At 71.2% G+C, this 3,578-nt stretch carries 3 protein-coding genes; 1 reads left to right on the forward strand and 2 read right to left on the reverse strand.

Annotated elements, in window-relative coordinates; translation table 11 throughout:
- Window positions 1–1,264, reverse strand: a 1,264-nt coding sequence (locus tag DW306_RS00040) for a M20 family metallopeptidase (RefSeq protein WP_136053620.1), incomplete at its 3' end; no start/stop codon positions are given.
- Complete coding sequence (locus DW306_RS00045; protein ID WP_136053621.1) at window positions 1,261–2,754, reverse strand: MFS transporter; 1,494 nt, start codon at window positions 2,752–2,754, stop codon at window positions 1,261–1,263. The genes DW306_RS00040 and DW306_RS00045, both read right to left, overlap by 4 nt.
- A gap of 97 nt (window positions 2,755–2,851) precedes the next feature.
- Here DW306_RS00045 and DW306_RS00050 point away from each other — a divergent pair.
- On the forward strand, window positions 2,852–3,578 hold a 727-nt coding region (locus tag DW306_RS00050; RefSeq protein ID WP_136053622.1), incomplete at its 3' end, for an AsnC family transcriptional regulator.

Consider the following 3,578-nt stretch of genomic DNA (forward strand, 5'->3'; position numbering starts at 1 on the left):
ATGGTCGCCGGCACGAACTGCCGGCGCCCCTCCTTCTTCCGCCATCCCGTCGCAGCGGGCCCGACCGATTCGACGACGGGGCCGCGGTCGTCGCGGAGACGGACGGGGCGGCGGACGCGGCAGCCCAGGCGAGACCGATGGCCGCGTCGACGACCGCTCGGTCGGCCGCGGGCGTCGCGGCATCCGCAGCGAACCCCTCGGTGTGCGGCGCCGACGTCGACCCGATGACCGCGATGCCGGGATGGATCGACGGCACCACCTGCGACACGTTGCCCATGTCGGTCGACCCGCCGGCAGCCCCCGTGAACGCGATCGGCTCCCGGCCGAGCGTCGTCAGCGCCTCGTTCCACGCCTCGGCGAGCAGCGGCTCCTGCACCAGCGGGTCGTACCGCGGCTCGGTGCGCACCTGCTCCCACGAGCATCCACTGGCCAGCGCCCCCGCCTCGAAGCAGGCGAGCACCCGCCTCTTGGCGTCGCGCAGCTCGTCCAGGTCGAACGAACGCACCTCGGCCTGCAGCACCGTGCGCGCGGGGATGATGTTCGTGACCTCGCCGCCCTGCGTGATCACCGCGGCCGTGCGGACGGTACCGGGCAGCTGCTGACGCAGGAGCCCGATCGCCGTGAGCGCCACGGTCGCGGCATCCAGAGCGTTCACGCCCTTGTCGGGCGCCGCAGCGGCGTGCGCCGGACGGCCCGTGTACGTGATCTGGAAGCGGTCGACCGCCTGCGTCGCGAAGCTCTCGCAGCGGAGGTCGACGCCCGGGGCCCCGTGCACCATGAGAGAGATGGTCGCGTCCTCCCAGGCACCCGCCTCGAGCATCAGCACCTTGCCGCCGCCGTGCTCCTCGGCGGGAGTTCCCAGGAGCTTGACGGTGAGACCTGCGTCATCGGCGATCGCGGCGAGCGCGAGCGCCGCGCCCAGTCCGGCGGCCGCGATGATGTTGTGTCCGCACGCGTGACCGATCACCGGCAGGGCGTCGTACTCGGCGCAGACCGCGACGACGAACTCGCCCGACCCGTAGGTGGCCTCGATCGCGGTCTCGACGCCGAACGCTCCGACCGTCGCGGTGAACCCCGCCTCGCGGAGGGCCTCGGCGACCAGACCGGCCGCCCGCCGCTCCTCGAAGGCGATCTCGGGGTGTGCGTGGATCTCGTGACTGATCTCGATGATCCGCTGCTCCCAGGCGCGCACGGCGTCAGCGGTGCGGGTCTGGGCCTCGTCCAGGTCGAGCAGGGTGCGGAGGGCGGGGTCGGTGAGGGTCATGCGTTTTCTCCTTCGAGCAGAGGGTCGGCGGTGGCGGCGGGGACGGGGACGGGCTCTTCCTTCACCGGAGCGGGAATCCGGAGGAACAGGGCCAGCACGGCGATCGCGACGCCGATGGCGGTGCAGATGCTCCACACAGCGACATAGCCCGCGAAGGCAGTGGTCGTCACGGCGGTGTCGCCCGTGCCGACCGTGATGAGGAAGCTGCCCATCACCAGGGCGAACACGGCGCCCGCGACCGCTCCGGCGGCGGTGCGCGACGTGTTGTAGAGGGCCGAGGCGATCCCGACCGAGTCGGCGGGTGCGCGGCGCACCACGATGGTCGGCAGCACCGAGATGAGCAGTCCGTTGCCGAGCCCGCCGACGACCATGGCCGCGACGAACACCGCGACGACGGTCGGCGCGCACAGGAACGCGAGGTAGCTGCCCGCCACGAGGACACCGCCGACGACGATCGCACCCTTCGGGCCGATCCGGCCGGCGACCCGGTCACCGACGATGGAGGCGATGAAGGCGGAGAGAGCCGCAGCCAGAGAAAGGATGCCCACGGTCGCCGCGGAGAAGCCGAGTCCGAAGCCGACGGCATCCGGCTGGCTCAGCACGTACACGCTGGAGGCGGTCTGGCCGCCGAAGAGCTGCGCGCCGAACAGGAAGGCGATGATGATCGGCAGTCCGATGCCGCCCTTCGTGAGCAGCGCGACGTCGATGAGCGGATGCGCGACGCGCTTCTCGACGATGACCCACGCCACCAGCAGGGCGATGCCGCCGAGGATCGCGAGCCAGGTGATCGGGTTGCCCCAGCCCCAGGAGGACGCGTTCGAGATGCCGCCGAGTGCGGCGAGGAGTCCGATCCCGAGGAGGGAGGCGCCGAGCCAATCCGTGCGACCCTGCGCGCGGACCGTGGTCTCCGGCACGAGGAACGCGACGACCGGCACGCAGATGATGAGGAAGATCGCGGGCATCCACAGCACGGCCCGCAGGTCGCCGACGGCGCCGAACAGCAGCCCGGAGCCGAGGGCGCCGATCGCCGCACCGAAGGTGAGGGCGCCGACGAGCTTGCCGATTGATCGACCGGCGGACTTCTCGTCGCGGTCGCGCACGATCGCGAACTCGAGGGGGAGGAAGGCCGCGAGCGGGGCCTGGAGGGCGCGGCCGAGGAGGAAGACCTCGAACGTGGGGGCCATCGCCACGACGACGGATCCGAGCGCCACGAGCGCGGCGGAGATGAGCAGCAGTCGCTTGTGGCCGTACCGGTCGCCGAGCTTGGCGAGGATCGGCACGCAGACGACCGTGGCGAGCATGTAGGCGGCGCTGACCCAGTTGAGCTGCGCGGCGCCGACACCGAACTCGGTGCCGATGGCGGCGAGCAGAACCGGATACCAGCCCTGCAGCATGCCGGAGCCGAGTTCCATCACGACGAGGAAGCCGACGGCGCCGCGCAGGGCGGAACGGCCGGACGAGGTCTTGCCAGGCGGTGCGATGACGGCCATGGAGCGCTCCTTCGAAAGCGGTTCGGGAATTGCAGTGACTCTAAGAACCGCTGTCTAGAATGCGAGTCGGGTGCACGAAAATGAACGTGGAGCGTAGATGATGCATGATTTTGTCCTGGACGACCTCGATCAGCGCCTCATCCATGCCGTTCAGGTGAGCCCCCGCGCACCGTGGAGCACCCTGGCGCCGATCGTCGGCGCCGACCCGGCCACGCTCTCCCGCCGCTGGGCACGGCTGCGCGACGACGGCGTCGTCTACGTGACCGGGTACGGAGCGACTCCCGGCATGCTCGTGCTCATCGAGATCGAGTGCATCCCGGGCGAGACCCTGTCGGTCGCCGAGACCCTCGGCCGCGATGCGGAGGCCTTCACGATCGATCTGACAGCGGGAGGACGCGACATCCTGCTCAGCCTGAGCGCGACGGATGCGGCGAGCGTCGCCACTTGGACCCTCGAGCGCATCCGCGGCGTGCCCGGCATCCGGGCGATGCGCACGCATCTGGTGTCGGACGTCCCTCGCGATGCGCGCGGCTGGCGCCTGCGGGCGCTCACCTCCCACGAGGTGGACCGGATCCAGGCCGCAGAGCGGACGGCTCCCGTGGCGCCGGTGCGCCTCACACCGGAACAGCGTCGCGCCCTCGCCGCAGAGCTCGCGTACGACGGTCGGGCGGGCGTCACCGAACTCGCGAAGCGCCTCGGCATGGCGCCTCGCCGGGTGCGCGACGCGATCGCCGAGCTGCGCGAATCGGGCGGGCTGGCCATTCGCGTCGACATCGCCCGCGATTACACGCCGTGGCCGATCTACGCGTGGTACTTCCTCCGGG

The sequence above is a fragment of the Microbacterium sp. K24 genome, assembly GCF_004794465.1.
GTDB lineage: Bacteria > Actinomycetota > Actinomycetes > Actinomycetales > Microbacteriaceae > Microbacterium.